Source organism: Micromonospora sp. NPDC048040 (assembly GCF_055587185.1).
Window position 1 is genome coordinate 1 of the sequence record NZ_JBVJGT010000030.1, and the last position, 15,302, is coordinate 15,302.

General features: G+C 69.8%; 15 protein-coding genes. 7 read left to right on the top strand and 8 right to left on the bottom strand.

Annotation, left to right across the window (positions count from 1 at the left end):
- The first annotated feature begins 463 nt into the window (after positions 1-463).
- Complete coding sequence (locus tag ACZ6O2_RS24065) at positions 464-805, top strand: hypothetical protein (RefSeq protein WP_466024405.1); 342 nt, start codon at positions 464-466, stop codon at positions 803-805.
- Positions 806-2,137: 1,332 nt separating this feature from the next.
- Here ACZ6O2_RS24065 and ACZ6O2_RS24070 read toward each other — a convergent pair.
- Positions 2,138-2,455, bottom strand: coding sequence for a hypothetical protein (locus tag ACZ6O2_RS24070; protein ID WP_466024357.1), 318 nt, complete (start codon positions 2,453-2,455; stop codon positions 2,138-2,140).
- 589 nt (positions 2,456-3,044) lie between these two features.
- On the opposite strand from ACZ6O2_RS24070, the gene ACZ6O2_RS24075 reads away from it, so the two are divergent.
- Positions 3,045-3,719 (top strand): DUF6891 domain-containing protein, encoded by a 675-nt coding sequence (locus ACZ6O2_RS24075; RefSeq protein ID WP_466024358.1) that lies wholly within the window; start codon positions 3,045-3,047, stop codon positions 3,717-3,719.
- An 18-nt stretch (positions 3,720-3,737) separates the two neighbouring features.
- Here the strand turns inward: ACZ6O2_RS24075 and ACZ6O2_RS24080 are convergent, their stop codons facing one another.
- From ACZ6O2_RS24080 to ACZ6O2_RS24110, 7 genes are all read right to left on the bottom strand, one after another.
- Positions 3,738-5,051 carry a dihydroorotase gene (locus tag ACZ6O2_RS24080; protein WP_466024406.1) on the bottom strand — a complete coding sequence of 438 codons (1,314 nt, stop codon included), beginning with the start codon at positions 5,049-5,051 and terminating at the stop codon, positions 3,738-3,740.
- Between the two features lie 40 nt (positions 5,052-5,091).
- On the bottom strand, positions 5,092-5,943 hold the full coding sequence (locus ACZ6O2_RS24085) for an iron-sulfur cluster-binding protein (protein WP_350708060.1): 852 nt from the start codon (positions 5,941-5,943) through the stop codon (positions 5,092-5,094).
- Positions 5,937-7,235, bottom strand: a complete 1,299-nt coding sequence (locus ACZ6O2_RS24090) for an allantoate amidohydrolase (protein ID WP_466024359.1) — start codon at positions 7,233-7,235, stop codon at positions 5,937-5,939. The genes ACZ6O2_RS24085 and ACZ6O2_RS24090 overlap by 7 nt, the downstream gene beginning before the upstream one ends.
- The gene (locus ACZ6O2_RS24095; protein WP_466024360.1) at positions 7,232-7,705 is read right to left on the bottom strand and encodes a hypothetical protein; all 474 of its coding nucleotides are present in this window, start codon (positions 7,703-7,705) and stop codon (positions 7,232-7,234) included. Before ACZ6O2_RS24095 ends, ACZ6O2_RS24090 begins: the two co-directional genes overlap by 4 nt.
- Before the next feature lie 115 nt (positions 7,706-7,820).
- On the bottom strand, positions 7,821-8,444 hold the full coding sequence (locus ACZ6O2_RS24100; RefSeq protein WP_466024361.1) for an orotate phosphoribosyltransferase: 624 nt from the start codon (positions 8,442-8,444) through the stop codon (positions 7,821-7,823).
- A complete protein-coding gene (locus ACZ6O2_RS24105) occupies positions 8,441-9,265 on the bottom strand; it encodes an IclR family transcriptional regulator (protein ID WP_466024362.1) in 825 nt (274 codons plus the stop codon). Before ACZ6O2_RS24105 ends, ACZ6O2_RS24100 begins: the two co-directional genes overlap by 4 nt.
- Positions 9,266-9,294: 29 nt before the next feature.
- Positions 9,295-10,305: a dihydroorotate dehydrogenase gene (locus ACZ6O2_RS24110; protein WP_466024363.1), complete on the bottom strand. Its 1,011-nt coding sequence runs from the start codon at positions 10,303-10,305 to the stop codon at positions 9,295-9,297.
- A 450-nt stretch (positions 10,306-10,755) separates the two neighbouring features.
- Between ACZ6O2_RS24110 and ACZ6O2_RS24115 the strand changes: the two genes are divergently transcribed.
- The 5 genes from ACZ6O2_RS24115 to ACZ6O2_RS24135 all read left to right on the top strand — a co-directional run bounded on the left by ACZ6O2_RS24115 (position 10,756) and on the right by ACZ6O2_RS24135 (position 15,263).
- Positions 10,756-11,763: a LacI family DNA-binding transcriptional regulator gene (locus ACZ6O2_RS24115; protein ID WP_466024364.1), complete on the top strand. Its 1,008-nt coding sequence runs from the start codon at positions 10,756-10,758 to the stop codon at positions 11,761-11,763.
- Entirely contained in the window at positions 11,760-12,560 is an 801-nt protein-coding gene (locus ACZ6O2_RS24120; RefSeq protein WP_350708073.1) for an ABC transporter ATP-binding protein, read from the top strand. Before ACZ6O2_RS24115 ends, ACZ6O2_RS24120 begins: the two co-directional genes overlap by 4 nt.
- A gap of 86 nt (positions 12,561-12,646) precedes the next feature.
- A complete protein-coding gene (locus ACZ6O2_RS24125; protein WP_350708075.1) occupies positions 12,647-13,402 on the top strand; it encodes an ABC transporter permease in 756 nt (251 codons plus the stop codon).
- Positions 13,403-13,470: 68 nt separating this feature from the next.
- Positions 13,471-14,487 carry an ABC transporter substrate-binding protein gene (locus ACZ6O2_RS24130; RefSeq protein WP_350708077.1) on the top strand — a complete coding sequence of 339 codons (1,017 nt, stop codon included), beginning with the start codon at positions 13,471-13,473 and terminating at the stop codon, positions 14,485-14,487.
- Complete coding sequence (locus ACZ6O2_RS24135) at positions 14,484-15,263, top strand: ABC transporter permease (RefSeq protein ID WP_466024365.1); 780 nt, start codon at positions 14,484-14,486, stop codon at positions 15,261-15,263. The genes ACZ6O2_RS24130 and ACZ6O2_RS24135 overlap by 4 nt, the downstream gene beginning before the upstream one ends.
- Positions 15,264-15,302 lie beyond the last annotated feature (39 nt).

A 15,302-nucleotide genomic window follows, 5' to 3' on the forward strand; every position in this document is an offset into this window, starting at 1 on the left:
CCCCCCCCCCCCCCCCCCCCCCCCCCGCCGGCCCGGCCCCGGCCTGCTGGCGACCTCCGGCCGGCATCGGCCGGGCCGGCCGGCCACGCTGACGGGGCTACCAAGGGCTTGAGGGGCTGAGGCGGGACGATCGCCGTCGGGGCTGTTCCCCGTCGAGGTTGGGGCGATCGGCTGCCGCGCAGCGGAGCTGCTTGCCCCTGGCCTCTCGTGGTCGCCGTCCGCGGTTCAACGGCGATGAAGACCAGGGCGTGACCCGTCCCCCGGGTGCCCGATCCTCTACGCCACCCGCCCGGCGTCAAGGGCGCTGCGCGTCGGCATGCCGATGGCCTACGGCCACCCTTGACTCCGACCGGGCGCCGCAGTTCTGGCACCTATCCGGGGGACGGGGGCAGACTGGCGGCTATCCGTCCGAGGATCTGGACGGTGTACGGCGGCATGTTGATCCAAAGGGGCAGCCTTGGACGTGAACAGCGGCGAATCAACGGTGACCGTCCCGCTTGATCGGGCGATCGAGGTAGCTCGCTTGCTTGAGTGCCTCACCATCTCGATTGACCGGATCGGTTCACGGATGGCGGGCGGCGAGGCAGACACCGAGACCGTCGACCGGTTCATCACCGAGTGGCTGATCGGCCCTCAAGCGTCTCGGGCGCGATTCGTCCTGTGGGATGCCATCAGTCAGGTGATCGGTGAGGAGGCGACGGAGGAGATCGCTGAAGCAGTGCCGGGCTTCCCGGACGCCCCTCCTGAGGAGGTGAGACGGCTTCGGCAGGAGCTGTCGGCGTGGCAGAAGGCGGGCGGTGGGTAGCCGTCTCTCATGGACGAGAGGGATGGGAGTCAAGGGCGCGAAGGTGGCTGGTCGTGTCCGGCATGGGCCAACCGTGGGCCAGTAACCGTGGCGCGAAGTAGTCACGAGCGGGCACGAGGGGTAACCAGGTTGGCCGCTGGCCGCAGGCGTTTCGGGCATCACGATCACTTGATGACGCTCTTCCAAACTGGCGGTTCCACATGACGCCGGCAGTGGCGCAGGCTCCGCGCGGGACGAAGTGTCCAGCGGGCGTCCGGCTAGCCTCCGTAGAGGTTCTCCGGCGCGGCCTGTCGGGCGCGCTGAGCTTGGTGCTGTTGATCGACCCCGATGCAGGCAACAACGGCGGACTCGTCGGCCGACAAGAACAGTTGGAAGTAGTACGGCGGATCGCTCAGCCTGACGCGTCCGACCCGTAACGGCCGTTCACGAAGGGCATGCAGCACTTCGACGGCTTCAGCGAAGCCAAGTGTCGGAATGCCCCTCTCCGGGTGTGTATCTGCCGACCCCGATAGATCTCCGCGAAGTGGCTTGCCGGCAGCGAACCATCGAATACGTCGAAGGACGCACCGCGCTCGACTGCCCCACGGCATGCCTCGAATGCCCCATCCCGATCGGTGAGCAGGGAGATCAATTGCGCGCGCTCCATCTCGAAACCGTACAGCCATCCGTACAGCCAAGCCGACGGACCCGGTCACAGGCCGACGCGAGACGACGGGACGAGCAAGTCAACGGGCAGCTACCGACCGCGACCGACACCAGTCTTGATCTTTGCAAGGCAGGGCTCGGGACACGCGCTCGGACTGCCCTGCGGGCGGCCTCCGGCCGTCCTCGGGCGCCCGCAGCGCGTCTTCCGAAAGTCAGCGAATCGTCAGCGAACGCCGTACCGCGTGGCGACTCTCGATCATGCTCGGCGGCACAACCGATGCGTCTGACCACGCGGTACGGCACTTGATCACACTCGCCACTACGTCAGGTCACTTGTCCCCTCTACGGGCATCGACCAGGTCGGATAGCAGGTCACTCCAACCAGGCGGGTCCCGATGGGCAGAGTTCGCAACCGTCACTCTGGCAGAAGTCAAAGCCGCGCGGATGGAAGCTGGTGGGACGTGGGCAGGCATCGCCGAGGGAACAGGTCGCGACCTCTGTTTCGTGGATGGTCGATATGCCCTGGCAAAATTGCGCGGGATCAACGCCCGGAGCTAGACGACCCATAGTTCTCCTCGCAGCCTTGGTGCGTGCAGAGTACGTGCAATGGCGCTGGTGTTGAGGCCGTAGACGTAGGTGTCCGCCGCAGGTCAAGGCTGTGGTCTGCCTCTAGCCCGCACCGCCTTCCTAAACCGTGTGTCGGTTCAGCTGGTCCTCGCGCACCCGGAACAGCCTCTGCCCACCCTCTGCTTCGACCCCGTCCGGCTGGGTGGAGATGACTAGGGCGCGGTCGTCGTCATGTCCGACGATGCCGCATCGCACGTGAACTGGTGCTGGCAGACGAGTGTCGGCGCTTAACTGGCCGCCGGTGAAGACGGGGACCTTGTCGACGAAGAACCACGACTTGCCGTCCGCGTCGACCAGGCGGACGCGCACCCAGCCCGGGAAATCCTGGCTGACCCATGCGACCACCTCGCAGCGGAGAAAGCGTTCTTCGTGAGCCACGGGCCGATCTTGCCTGCTTGCTCGTGCGATGCCAACCGACGATGGGGACATCAGTCAGCGGGGTCGGCCGGGTCGCCGGCGGAATGGCTGTCGACAGCAACGCTGACAGCAACCGCGCCGGATGGCAGCACACTGACGAGCACTGGCATGGACGAAGCTCCGAGCGTGCAGCCATTCCCGGACGTGTGCGGACGCGATGCACAGAGCTTGTAAGCGAGCAGTCAGACCGAGTCACAAGATCCGGACGGGCGCCTCCGCGGCCACCTGGACCTCGGCGGGCATCATGCTGCTGGCTGCAGTGGTCGCGGGCGTCTTCATCAACGCCGAGGCGCCGGGCCGGCAGGCGGGCGCGGCGGCGGCCTGCCCGGCGGACGGTGACCGCGAAGCCGGGCGGTCGAGGCGTGGGTCCACGCGGGCCTGCCTTCGCAGATCCCGACCATGTGGGGCCCGAGTCAGGCCCCGGCCCTTCTCTGGAGCCGGGGTCAGTACCTGGGCCCCACATGCGCATCCATGAGCACGATGGACGCTTGCCGCGTGCCGGTTTCCGTTTGGCTCAGACCTGTCACAGGCCCGTGTAAAGATCGTCGCCGTGACTGGATGGATCTACAACGATCGCCCTGAGGGCGTCAGGTTCCTGGCCGAGCGGATTGCGGAGCCGGGCCGTGGGGAGATCGAGGCCGAGATCTGGGACTGGGTCGTGCGTGGCCAGGATGACGCCGACGAGTTCGTGGATTTCTTCGATGAGGACGAGCAGCGCCACGGCGCCACCGACGAGGAGCTCAGGGCGGCGTACGAAAAGGCTTTGGTTGCTCGGCGGGAGCAGCAGCGTGAGTGGGGCGAGGTGCGGAGCAACCTCACCCGCGCGTTCGTCGACCTCAACGAGCTCGGCGTGTTGGCCAGGGAGAACTTCAGCTGCTGTGGCACCTGCGCGGCCGCTGAGATCCACGACGAGCGGGACGATTCCCGGCACTGGCACGGGTACCTCTGGTACCACCAGCAGGACACGGAGTCGCTGCTCGCGAGCGAGGACGGCGAGGTCTACCTGGGCTACGGCGCCTATCCGCCAGCGGACTTCGACGAGGTCGCCTATGCCGCCCTGCCGGAGGCCGAACAGCAGGCCCGCTACCAGGCCGACCTGGAACGGCTACTGGACGAGATCGCCTTTCCGGTGCTTCGCAAGCACGGCATGCGGGTGGAGTGGAACCGCAAGCAATCCAGGCGGATACGGGTGACCGGCGCCCAGTGGTACACGCCATTGACCTGAATCAGCGAAGACTCGACATCATCGGTCAGACGCGGGTTGAGTCGTCCGGCCCGGGTCGGCTGACCAGGCGAGCCTGCCGCCGATGATCGTGGCGGCGACCCGAGTCGAGAACCGATGACCGGAGAACGGTGTGTTCCTGGCCAGGCTGGCCAGTCGGGCCGCGTCGACCGTCCAGTCGGCGTCGGTGGAGACCAGGCACAGCGTGGCGGGCATGCCCACCTGGAGCGGATCCCCGCCGCCGACAGCTGTTCCGCCGATCGCCGCCGGCCGGATGGCCATCGCCTCGGCGAGGCGGCGCCATGACATGAGGCCCGTGCGCACCATGGTCTCCGCGACGACCGGCAGCGCGGTCTCCAGTCCGAGCATGCCGGGGGGCGCCTCGCACCAGGGACGGTTCTTGGTGGCGGCGGGGTGCGGCGCGTGATCGGTGGCGACCACGTCGATGATCCCCTCGGCGAGCGCTTCCCGCAGGGCCGTCACGTCCTGGGCGCTGCGCAGCGGCGGGTTGACCTTGTAGCGGGTGTCACCGGTGCGTACCAGTTCGTCGGTGAGCAGGAGATGGTGCGGGGTGACCTCCGCGGTGACCGGCCAGCCCCGCGATTTGGCCCAGCGGATTATTTCCACGCTGCCTCGCGTCGAGACATGGCAGATGTGCAGTGGGGTGTCGTCCGCGCCCGCCAGCACGCAGTCCCGGGCGATGACCGCCTCTTCGGCGACGGCGGGCCATCCGGGCAGGCCCAACTCGCGGGCGACCGCGCCGTCGTTGGCCTGGGCGTTCGGGCTCAGCGGCGAGGACTGGGCGTGCTGGGCGATGAACCCGCCGACGTCGGCCGCCCGGCGCAGCGCCTGTCGCATCAACGCGGGGTCCTCCACACACCGGCCGTCGTCGGAGAACATCCGGGTGCGGGCGGCCGAGGCGGCCATCGCCTCGATCGGTGCCAGCGTGGTGCCGCCGAGGCCGACGGTGACCGCGCCCACGGGCCGTACCTGGCAGTGCGCGGTGCGTTCGGCGACCTCGGCGACGTACTCCACGCGTCGCGGATCATCCGCCACCGGCTGGGTGTTCGCCATCGCGAACACCGTCGCGTAGCCGCCCTTGGCCGCCGCGAGCGTGCCGGTGGCGATGGTCTCCGCGTCCTCCGCGCCGGGTTGGCGCAGGTGGGTGTGCAGGTCGGTGAGCGCTGGCAGCGCGATCAGGCCGTGGCAGTCGATGCTGTGGACGGCGGGTCCCTGCCCGGCGGGATCGAGCGCGGCGATCCGGCCGTTGTCGATCAGCAGGTCCACCGGTTCCTCGCCGTAGGGTCGTACGCCCCGCAGCACGGTGGGTGGCAGCAGCGGTTGCCGGGACAGCGGCCGCAGGTTCCCGCCAGGCTCAGTCATCCGCGGATCCCCACCTGAACACCGGCCCGTCGAGGCACACCAGGGGCGCCTCAGCCCCCACGCTCCGCTGTCCTGAGGAGCAGCCGTGGCAGTATCCGAGGCCGCACGCCATGTGCGCCTCGACGGATACCTGCACCTCCGCCTTCCACCGGTTCCCGAGGTCGGCGGCGAGGTCGGTCAGCCGTTGCGAGCCGCAGGTGAGGATGAGCTGCGGAGGGTCGGCGTCCAGCGTCGAGGTGAGCAGGGTGGACAGGAAGTCCGGCTCACTGGTCCCGTCCGCGTCGGTGACCTGGTGCAGGTGCTCGACGCCGTCCCGGCGCAGGGTGTCGGCGCCGATCAGCGCACCGGGATGGCGGGCGCTGATGACGGCGACGGTCGTACCGCCACGGCGGGCGTTGACCGCGGCGACCATGGTCAGCGAACAGGTGCCGATGCCCCGGCCCAGCAGCAGCACCCGGCTGGTCGCGGGGGAGAGGTGGAACCCCTGCCCGAGCGGACCGGTCGCGAGCATGGTCTCGCCGACGGCGAAGGTGGCGAGCCGGCGCGTACCGCCGCCGACGACGCCGTAGATCACGTCGAACGTGCCGTGTTCGGGTGCGGTGTCGTAGATCGCCATCGGCCGCGGCAGGACGGGGGCGGTCTCGTCGGCGCGGGCCGCCGTGAGCATCACGAACTGGCCGGGTTGGGCCCGGGTGGCGATGGTCGGGGCGTGCAGGCGGAGGAACCGGTACCGGTCGCCGACCGGTTCGTGGCGCAGGACCGGCGCGTGGTGCCAGGTGGGTGGGGGCCGGTGCGCCGGCGGCAGGTCGAGCGGGACGAGTCGTCCGCTGGTGGTGTTCAGCATGGCCCCTCCGCCGGGGACGTCGTGGTCAGTTCGTGATCGAGGGCGAGCAGGCTGCGGGCGAGCAGGTCGGTTCCGGCGGCGAGATCCGCGCTGCTCGTCCACTCCTCGGGGACGTGACTCAGCCCGGCCCGGCTCGGCACGAAGATCATCCCCGCGGGCACCACCTTGTTGATCATCTGGCTGTCGTGGCTGGCGCCGCTGGGCAGGACCCGGTACGCCGTCCCCGTGGCGGTGCAGGTCTCGGCGATCCGGCGGCGCAGCCAGATCGGCAGCACCACCGGGGAGGCGTCGCCGAGCAACTCGATGTCCAGGCCGACCCCGCGGCGGTCGCAGATGGCGCGGGCGCCGTGGATCAGCTCGGTCGCTGTCGACCGCTGCCGGTCGCTGTCCACGTCGCGGATGTCCACGTAGAGCCGAGCCTCGCCGGGGATCGTGGTGATCGAGCCCGGTTCGAGTTCCAGCCGGCCGACCGTGGCCCGAGTGCCGTGGTGCCGGGGGTCGGTCGCGATGCTCTCGGCGAGGAGCGTGATCTCCGCCGCGGCCGTCATGGCGTCGGCCCGCTGGTGCATCGGCGTCCCGCCGGTGTGCGAGGCGCGGCCGTGCAGGTCGAGGCGGAACCGGGTGCTGCCGGAGATGAGGTCGACGATGCCGATCGGCACGCCCTGGGCTTCGAGCACGCCACCCTGCTCGATGTGCAGCTCCACGAACGATGCCCAGTCGTCCGCGCGCCAGCGTGCCTCCTCGACGCGGCTCGGATCGAGACCGACGGCCTGCATGGCCTCGGCGAGACTCACTCCGTGGACGTCCCGCCGGTCGGCCAGATCAGACGAGCTCAGCAGGCCCGCCGCGATCCGGCTGCCGGTGCACGCCTGGCCGAACCGCGCGCCCTCCTCACCGGCGAACGCCACGAACCTGATCGGGTGGGTGTGCCGTACGTCCGCCTCGACGAGAAGCCGCGCGACCTCCATGGCGGCCACCACCCCGGCAATGCCGTCGAACCGTCCGGCCCGGGGCACGCTGTCCAAGTGGGAGCCGGTGCCGATGGCAGGGGCGGGCCCGGCATCGCCGGGCCGTTCGGCGTAGCTGTTGCCCGCCGCGTCGGTCCAGGTTCGCAGGCCCAGCGCGGAGAGCTGGTCGGTGAACATCCGGTGCGCCGCGCGTTCCAGCGGGGTGTACGCGAGTCGCGTCACGCCGTCGGTGCTCTCGCTGATCTCGGCGAACTGCGTCAGCAGGTCGGCCAACCGGGTGGCGTCGGCCCGGGGCAGGGCGACGGCGACGGTGTCCAGGCTCATCGCTGTGTCCGCGAGGAGGCTGCGGCGGTGACGACCGGGGTGCCGTCGACGGCTGCCAGGACCGCGTCGGTGACGGGTAGCGCCGCCGCGACCGCCACCACCTCGGCGTGGGCGTGGGCGAGCAGGAGCCGCAGCGCCGGCAGCGCCGCCACGTCGTGCCAGGAGGCGCCGAGAAGTGCGACGCGTGCTCCGGGGTCCGGGGGCGGGCTCAGCGAGAGCAGCCCGGAGTCTTCGTAGATGCGTACGGTGGGGAGGTCCAGCTCCCGGGACACGACGTGGGCCAGCACGCCGTCGTCGAGGTTGTCCCGCACGACCACCACCGTCGGGGTGTACGGCCGCAGGTCGTCGGCGATCGCCGCGCCGACGAGTTCGACGGCCGCCGCGGCACCGGCACGGTCGGCCGCGACCGCCCGGTGGAGTTCGTCGACAGCTGCGGCGAGCTGGCTCGCCGGTGTTGGGTGAGTGTTCATGGCGTTCGTGGCGCGGTGACCCTCGGCGTTGGCCATGGGGAGGAAGCGCCGTCCCCCTTTCAGGATCCAGTGGACTGACAGCGGTCGGAGTTCGGGTGAAGCGGTGGAAAACGGGTCACGCTGGTGGTACGTCGACTGTGCCCTGGCGGTCCCGGACTCGTGGCTGATCGGGGATGTGCAGGTCCGCTGGGGTGAACAGGGCCCGGACGGGGCAGCGGGCCGCAGCCTCGCCCTGGCCGCCGCTGCGGTCGACGGCCGCCAGTACGGCGGGCACCACCGCGCCGCGGTCCCGAAGCGCGTGGACGGCGCTGGTGGCGCGTGAGCCAGACATGATCACGTCCTCGACGAGGACGACGCGTTCGCCCGCGTGCAGTTCTCCCTCGATCTGCGTCGGGTGGTCGCCGGCAGCAGCGGTGGGGACCACCGCGAAGGGCAGACCGGTCTCCAGGGACAGGGCGGTGACGAGCGGTGCCACCTCTGCCCGGCCGGCCAGCCGGTCCGTCGTGGCGTCCAACAGGTCGGCCATCAGGGCGGCCATCCGCCGCAGGATCGTCGGGCGGGTTTCGAACAGGAAGACATCTATGTACACGTCGATCGGGCCGGCCGGTGCGAGGGTGAACTCGCCGGGCAGGCACGCCGCGGCGCGCAGATCACGGGCGAGTTCCAGCCAACGTTGGTGGCGGTTCTGGAAGGCGGTCGTGTCGCCGGTGCCGATGGTGCTGGGTGCGGCTCTGGTCATGGGGTCCCTCGGTAGGTCGCGGTGCTGTCGGTCTGGTCGGCATCGGTGATCAGCGGTGACGGGGTGAACTCGCTGCTGTAACCGAGTTCGGCGCTGAGCCGGGCCGCCGTGGCGAGCACCAGATGAGTCGCCCGGGCCCGGGCGACGGGATCACGCATCCGATCGGCGGCCGCAGCGAGCGTGATGCTCGCGCAGGTCGTGCCGGTGGACGAGCGAACAGGCGCGGCCACCGCCCACACGCCTCGGTCCAGTTCGTCGTCGCAGACGTCGTAGCCTCGGGCCCGGACGACCGCGAGGTGTTCGATCACGGCGTCCGGGGTGGCCGGGGTGTCCGGGGTGAACGCGGTGAGCGGCCGTTCCGCGAGCAGCGCGCGGACGATGTCGGTGTCCATGTCGGCGAGGAGAGCGCGGGCGGACGCCGCCGCGTGCAGCGGCATTTCCTGGCCGATCCGGACGAACAGCCGCAGCGGGTGCACGCTCTCGATGAGAGCGATGCAGACCACCCGGTTGCCGACCAGTTCGGCGAGGAACACCGTCTCCCCGGACTCGGCAGCCGCGGCGAGCACCGCAGGGTGCGGGGCGACGAGTGTGGAGGTACGGCGGCTGTTCTGCTCGGCCAGTTGACGGGCGGCGGGGCCGAGGAAGTAGCGGCGGTTGACCGGGGATCGGGTGACGAACTCCTGTTCGGCCAGGACCGCCAGTAGCCGGTGCGCGCTGCCGAGCGGGATGTCGAGCGTCTCGTGTAGGTCCTTCATGCTCATCCCGTCGCCGTGACGGGCGAGGGTCCGCAGCATTTCCAGCGCTCTGACGACCGGTTGCACGCTGTCTCCTTCGAATGGGCTCGGCGGGCTCAGACCCGTAGCGAGCCGACGACTTCCGAGACGGACATGGTGCCCGATGCGGCCAGCAGCGGCCCGAGCTCCCGCACGATCTCCGCCATGGCGTACGGGCGGGCGAAGTTGGCCGTCCCGACCTGGACCGCGCTCGCCCCGGCGAGGAGGAATTCCAGGACGTCCCGCGCCGAGCTGATGCCGCCGCAGCCGATGACCGGGATGTCGACCGCGCGGGCGGCCTGCCAGACCAGGCGCAGCGCGATCGGTTTCACCGCGGGACCGGACAGTCCGCCGACGCCGTTGCCGAGCACGGCCGTACGGCGGGTGGCGTCCACGCTCATTGCCGGGAAGGTGTTGGCCACCGTGATGGCCGTGGCGCCGGCGCGCTCCGCGGCGCGGGCGATGTCCACGATCGACGTCACGTTCGGGGTGAGTTTGACGAACACCGGTACGTGCGAGCGGGCCACCACACCGGACACGACCCGTTCGACCGTGGCCGCGTCGGTGCCGATGGCCAGGCCGCCGTGTTCGAGGTTGGGGCAGGAGACGTTCACCTCGAGCGCCGCGGCACCGTGGCCGGCCAGCTGCTCCGTCGCCGTCCAGTACTCCGCCACGGTCAGCCCGCCGACGCTGATGATGGTGGGCACGTTGGTGGCGAGGTAACGGGGGAGTACGCGGGAGCGGAACTCGTCGATACCGGGACTGGGGATGCCGACGCTGTTGAGCATTCCGTCGGGAGTCTCGGTGATGCGGTGTGCGGGATTGCCGGAGCGCACCGCGGCGAAGACGGTCTTCGTGACCAGCGCGCCCAGCTCGTCCAGCGGCACCAGCGTGCCGAGCTCCGGGCCGAAACAGCCGGACGCGGGCATGACCGGGTTACTCAGCCGGATATCACCGAGAGTGACAGATAAATCGATGCTGGTTCGTTGTTCCTGGGTCCAGAACCGAGCTCTCGAGTCGGTCTCGCCGCCCGGGATGGCGACTGAAATACCCGAGTTGTCGGTTGAGGTATGCAGTCTCGTTTCCACGACGCGGATGTACCTCTTCCGTCTGGGAAGAGTCGACTATGCGTCACCGGCCGTGCTTCGTCAAGGGGTGGATCCCTCTGTCCCGGGCGGCGTCAGAGCTTTCGCACCGCTCGGAGAGTCGGCGCGTTTCAGCATGTGGAAAGCGGTGTGGTCATGCGTTGCTTGCTAGCCATGGCGCGGGCCTCCCGCCGGACGGCCTCCGCTCTCCGGCTACCCAGCGCTGTTTCCGGGACCGCTGATCCGGTCTGGAGGGCGCGCTACAGAGTGCCGAGAGCGCCTGGCGGCCGGGATGACTTCCGACTGGCCGAAGTAACGTTTCTGTCTCGCCGGGGCGACGGTCACGCGTGCCGGTGACGCCGACGAGCGTCGGCCGGGGCCGAGGTTATCAACACGTATTGACTACCCGGTGTGATGGACGTATCTTCGGCTCTCCTTCCCCCGGAGGTGTTCATGAAGGTGACTCGAGCCGATGTGGCCAGGCGGGCGCAGACCTCGCCGTCGGTGGTCAGCTACGTGCTCAACGGCGGTCCACGCCCGGTCGCACCGGCCACCCGGGCCCGGGTCGAGGCAGCCATCCGGGACCTCGGCTACCGCCCGAACCGCGTGGCCCAGGCGCTCCGCCGTACCCGCAGCGGCTTCCTCGGCCTGTTGATGCCCGACGGGGGCAACCCCTTCTTCGCCGAACTGGCCAACGCCATCGAGACCGAGGCGGCACGCCGCGGAAAGTTGCTGTTCCTGCTGCACTCCGACGGCGGCGAGGAGGGCGAGCGACTCGCCGCCATGGGGGATGTCCGGGCCGAGGGGGTGCTGTGGGTGCCGCACCACGAGAGCCCGTCCACCGCATCCGCCCTGGCCAACGCACCCTGCCCGGTGGTGGTACTCGACCGGGTGCCGGCGGACGCGACGACCCGGTACGACTCGGTCGCGGTGGACCACCACCAGGGCGCCCGGCTGGCCACCAGCCACCTGGTCGAGCACGGCTTCCGGCAGGTCTCGTGCCTGTCCGGCCCGAGCGAGACCATCGTCGGGCGCGACCGGGCCGCCGGTTGGCGGCAGGCGCTGGCCGACCACGGCGTCACCGAAGGCGTGTGGGAGGTACCGGCGGACTTCACACCGGAGGGCGGACGGGCGGCCGGGAACGAACTGCTCGACCGGTTGACCTTCCCGGCCGCCGTCTTCGTCGCCTCGGACCGGCAGGCACTCGGCCTGCTGCGCGCCGTGCGCGAACGGGGACTCGACGTACCGCGAGACGTCGCCATCGTGTCCTTCGACGGCACGGACGTCAGCGCCTACACCACGCCACCGCTGTCCACCATGCGGCAGCCCCTGCCGGCGCTCGCGGCCGGCGCCCTGACGCTTCTCGAGGAGCGAATACGCGACCCGTACCGACCGGCGCGGCACATCGCCCTGCCCGCCGAGCCCGTGTTCCGAACAAGTTGTGGATGTGGACAGCCATGAGTGTGCCAACCGGAAACCCCATCACCGAACGCCGTTCCCCACAGGCCGGGCAGGAGACTCTGCTGCGGCTGTCGCAGATCACCAAGGAGTACCGGTCCGACCGGGGCAAGGTGGTGCGCGCGCTCCACGAGGTGTCGCTCGACGTGCGGCAGGGCGAGATCCTCGCCATCATCGGCGCGTCCGGCTGCGGCAAGTCCACCCTGCTGCGGATCATGGCGGGCCTCGACACCATCACCTCCGGGCAGGCGGAGTGGTCACGCCAGCCGACACCCGGCCGGGACATCGGTTACGTCTTCCAGGAGCCGGTCCTGCTGCCCTGGCGCAGCGTCCTACGTAACGCCTGCATCGCCCCGGAGACGTTGAAGGAGCCGCGGCAGCAGTACGAGCCTCGGGTACGCGAACTGCTGAGCCTGGTCGGACTGACCGACTTCGCCGACGCGCTGCCGCGCGAACTCTCCGGCGGGATGCGGCAGCGGACCTCGATCGTGCGGGCGCTCGCCCACGATCCGATGCTGTTGCTGATGGACGAGCCCTTCGGCGCACTCGACCAGATCACCCGGGAGAAGCTGCACGACGACCTGCTCAACATCTGGACCGCGACCGGCAAGACCATCGTGTTCGTGACGCACAGCGTCGACGAGGCCACCTACCTCGCAGACCGGGTGGTCGTGCTCTCACCCCGCCCCGGCCGGGTACGCGCGGTCCACGACGTCCCCCTGCCCCGACCCCGGGACGCGCGCACGAAGCTCGATCCGCGGTTCGCGGAGTTCCAGGCCATGCTGCGGGGGGAACTGTGACGGTTCAGACCTCGACACCCGAGCCGACGGCACCGGCCGTCGCGCCGGCACCGGTTGGTTGGTCGCGACGCGGCCGCCTGCGACTCGTGGCCAAGCCCTTCGTCGCGCTGCTGTACGTCCTCGTGATCGTCGGCGCCTGGGGCGCGTACCAGGCGGTGGCGGACGTCCCGCGATACCTGCTCGCCAGCCCGGCCGAGGTCGGATCGCAACTGCTGGACCTGGTACGGACCGGAACGCTGTGGACCCACCTGGGATACACGGTCCGCAACATCGGTGTCGGCTTCACGATCGGGGCAGTGATCGGCGCGGCGCTGGGAGTGGCGGTCTCCCGGTCGCAGGTCGTCGACGCGATGCTCTCCCCGTTCCTGGTCGTGTTCCAGGCGATGCCGAAGATCGCGCTCGCGCCCATGCTGGTGCTCTGGTTCGGCCTCGGCCTGACCAGCCAGTTCGTGCTCATCGTGAGCCTGTCCTTCTTCCCGATCCTGGTCGGCACCGCCACCGGGCTGCGGCAGGTGAACCCGGGCTACCGGGACCTCGCCACGATCGTCGGGATGAACCCGGTAGCCCGACTGTTCCGCATCGACATCCGCGCAGCGTCGCCGTCGATCTTCGCCGCCGCCCGGGTGGCCGCCGTCGACGCCATGACCGGAGCGGTCCTCGCCGAGTGGATCTCCTCAAGCCAGGGACTCGGCTACCTCCTGGTCGAGGCCAACTCCTCCTACCAGGTCCCCATGCTGATGGCCTCGATCGTGGTGATCGTGGCTGTCGGACTCGCCCTCTACCAGCTGGTCTCCTACGTGGAGGCCCGCGCCCTGCGGTGGCGCGATCCCGTCACGGCCTGATCACACGACCCGTCCGTCGTAGGCCGAACCCCCATCGAACTGGAATACGAGGTACACCCATGCGCTCCATGAACCGTAGATCCCTCCTTGCCGGTATCGCCGCCAGCACCGTCATCGCCCTCACCGCCGGCTGCGGCGGCGTCGAGGCCCCCGGCGGCGGCACCGACGGTGGCACGACCAAGGTCAGCATCCAGATCGACGGCGCCGCCGCCCCCTACTACGCGCCGCTGTACTGGGCCAAGGAACAGGGCTACTTCACCAAGCAGAACCTCGACGTCGAATTCCTGTACGCCGACGCCGCCACCATCACCAAGAACGTGGCCGCCAACAACGTCCAGTTCGGCTTCCCGAACGCCGACAGCGTGATCCAGGCGGTGGCCAACGGCGTGCCGGACCTCGTCGTGCACACCACGTACCAGCAGGGCATCGGCGCACTGCTCACCCTCGCCGACTCCGGCATCACCAACCCGGCCGACCTGAAGGGCAAAACGGTCGCGGTGACCAGCCTCGGCTCCCCGAACTACGTCCAGCTGACGGCGATTGCCGCCTCGGCGGGCCTGGACGTGAAGAAGGACCTGACGGTCAAGGTCGTCGGTACCGGCGCCATCGTCTCCGCACTGCAGAACAAGCAGGTCGACGCGATCGTCTTCTCGCGGCTGCGCTACTACACCCTGCAGGCCGCCGGAGTGCAGGTCACCCAGATCCTGTCCAACCAGTACCTCCCGTCGTTCGGCAACGTCGTGATCACCGGCCAGCAGTTCGCCAAGGAGAACCCCAAGGCCGTCACCGGATTCACCACCGCGCTCAACGCCGCGCTGCAGGACCTCATCGACGGCAAGCTGCCGCAGGCCGTCGAGATGTCCATCCAGAAGTACGCCACCAGCTTCGCCGGCCAGGAAAAGTCGGTCACCCAGGTGATGCAGGAGGTCTTCGTCAAGGACCTGTGGCAGAGCGACGCCACCAAGGCGCACGGGCTCGGCTACGGTGACCCGACGGCCTGGCAGAACGCCGTGGACGCGCAGAAGAAGTACGGCCTGATCCAGGGCGACGTGCGGGCGTCCGACTTCGTGAAGGCCACCTCGTGACCGAGCAGCGACTCGGCAAGCTACCGCGCGCCGTGCTCGGCACGGCGTCGGTAGCGGCCTTCCTACTGGCCTGGCAGGGCTACGTCCACCTCGCGCACGTGCCCACGTACACCCTCCCCGGCCCGATCGAGATCGTGACGTACACCTGGCGGATGCTCACCGGCGAGCAACTGCTGGTCCACCTCCGGGTGACCGGTGCCGAACTCCTACAGGGAGTGGCGATCGGCTTGACGGTCGGCGTGCTCACCGGGGTGGCGATGGCCCGATGGCGCTGGCTGGAACGAGCGGCCATGCCGCTGCTGGTGTTCATCCAGATCACCCCGAAGATCGCGATCGCCCCACTCCTGGTGCTGTGGCTCGGGCTCGGCGTGACCAGCAAGATCACCCTCGTCGCGCTGGTCACGTTCTTCCCGGTACTGATCAACACGCTGGCCGGGCTGCGCGGCATCGGCACGAACTACCGCCACCTGTGTCAGGTGCTCGCACTCTCCGGCCCGCGGCGGTTCTTCCAGCTCGAACTGCCGATGACCCTGCCGCACATCGTGGTCGGGCTCCGCCTCGGTGCCCTGGCCGGAGTCACCGCCGCAGTGATCGGCGAGTTGATCGGCGCCCAGGGTGGGCTCGGATACCTGGTCGCACAGAGCCAGGAGACCGACAACATCCCGCAGGCAATGGTCGGGCTGCTGCTGCTGAGCATGCTCGGGCTGGTCTCCTGGTCCGGTATCGGCGCCGTCGCCGGCTGGCTCCGCACCCGATTCGGCGTGACCGATGGCTGAGCCGCCGCGGAGCCGCTGTCGTCGGCGGAGGCCGGGACG

Coding starts and splice junctions, on each gene's coding strand:
- ACZ6O2_RS24085 (WP_350708060.1), bottom strand. CDS start 5,943: ATGCTGAACACCACCAGCGGACGACTCGTCCCGCTCGACCTGCCGCCG.
- ACZ6O2_RS24090 (WP_466024359.1), bottom strand. CDS start 7,235: ATGAGCCTGGACACCGTCGCCGTCGCCCTGCCCCGGGCCGACGCCACC.
- ACZ6O2_RS24095 (WP_466024360.1), bottom strand. CDS start 7,705: ATGAACACTCACCCAACACCGGCGAGCCAGCTCGCCGCAGCTGTCGAC.
- ACZ6O2_RS24100 (WP_466024361.1), bottom strand. CDS start 8,444: ATGACCAGAGCCGCACCCAGCACCATCGGCACCGGCGACACGACCGCC.
- ACZ6O2_RS24115 (WP_466024364.1), top strand. CDS start 10,756: ATGAAGGTGACTCGAGCCGATGTGGCCAGGCGGGCGCAGACCTCGCCG.
- ACZ6O2_RS24120 (WP_350708073.1), top strand. CDS start 11,760: ATGAGTGTGCCAACCGGAAACCCCATCACCGAACGCCGTTCCCCACAG.
- ACZ6O2_RS24130 (WP_350708077.1), top strand. CDS start 13,471: ATGAACCGTAGATCCCTCCTTGCCGGTATCGCCGCCAGCACCGTCATC.